2 protein-coding genes are annotated in these 1168 nt (G+C 68.7%); both read left to right on the top strand.

Annotation, left to right across the window (positions count from 1 at the left end; genetic code table 11):
* Positions 1–200 (top strand): PPW family C-terminal domain-containing PPE protein (locus tag ACWGPE_RS19055; RefSeq protein ID WP_452049322.1); only part of this gene is annotated, 200 nt, incomplete at its 5' end.
* A gap of 99 nt (positions 201–299) precedes the next feature.
* Positions 300–1142, top strand: coding sequence for an alpha/beta hydrolase (locus ACWGPE_RS19050; protein ID WP_247613808.1), 843 nt, complete (start codon positions 300–302; stop codon positions 1140–1142).
* Positions 1143–1168 lie beyond the last annotated feature (26 nt).

The following is a 1168-nucleotide window of genomic DNA, read 5'->3' as shown; positions in this document are numbered from 1 at the left end:
CCGGGCCTGCCGTCACCGCACCGCCCCGTGTCGAGGCATCCGCCCGTGGCACCGGAAAGCAGGGTGCGGCAGGGGGATTCGCCGGTACGCGGCACAACTCCGGGGTTGCCGATGCAGAGGGGCTGGTGACGCTGGAGAGCGATCCACTTCGCGGCGGTCCGACCAACCCGCTGTTGCCGGGAAGCTGGCGCGAGGGATGACTGGGCATTGGTAGCGTGGGAGCGGTGTCGATACTGTCCACGCCGATTGTGGCCGATGCCCTGGCTCGTTTGTTCTCGGTCGGAGTGAGACCGGGGCCCATGCGTGGCGTCCGGTTCCCCGAAATCCCCGGCCGCACAACGCTTGTGCAGATACCTACCCGTCATGGTGAGGTTGCCGCGACGGTGTATCACCCGCCCTCGGGTGAGGAGAAGCCTGCGGTGTACGTGAACGTGCACGGCGGGGGTTTCGTGGTCGGGCACCGCGAACAGGACGACCCGTGGTGCCGGTTCCTGGCCGAACACGCGAATGTCGTTGTGGTCAACGTCGATTACCTGTTGGCCCCGGGACACCGGTTCCCCACGCCGGTGGAGCAGATCTATGACGTGCTCGGTTGGGCCGCGGCGCCCGAGCGGGACTGGGACGGCACCCGGCTGTGCGTCGGAGGCCAGAGCGCGGGTGGCAGCCTGTCCGCGGGCGCAGCGAGGCTGGCTTTGGAGAACGGCACAGCGAACGGCGGGCCGAAGATCGCATTGCAGATGCTGCACTACCCACCGCTGGACCTGGTCACCGCCACCAAGGACAAGCATTCCCCGGTCGGCGCCAAGGCGGTGCTGAAGCCGTGGATGGGTGAGGTGTTCGACACCGCCTACGTCCCCGATCGTGCGCAGCGCACCGACCGTCTGGTCTCCCCGGTCTGGGGGACCAACGCCGACGGGCTCGAGGGGATCGCCCCGGCGCTGATCGTCACCGCCGAGTACGACCGGCTGCGCGACGAGGCGTGGCAGTACGCGCAGAAGCTCGATGCGGTGGGTGCCCTGGCCGAGTATCACGAGGTGCCCGGTGTCGATCACGGCTACAACATCATGAGCAGTGCGGCCGACGTCACCCGGCGGGTCTACGAGCGGATCGCCGGGCACGTCCGCCGCGCCACCGCACCGTGACGCGGATCTCGTTGGGGAGGTCTTGC

This window comes from Agromyces sp. NPDC055658 (genome assembly GCF_053618155.1).
The sequence above is the reverse complement of the archived record's forward strand: the minus strand, read 5'-3'. Positions and strand labels throughout refer to the sequence as shown.

Coding starts and splice junctions, on each gene's coding strand:
- ACWGPE_RS19050 (WP_247613808.1), top strand. CDS start 300: ATGCGTGGCGTCCGGTTCCCCGAAATCCCCGGCCGCACAACGCTTGTG.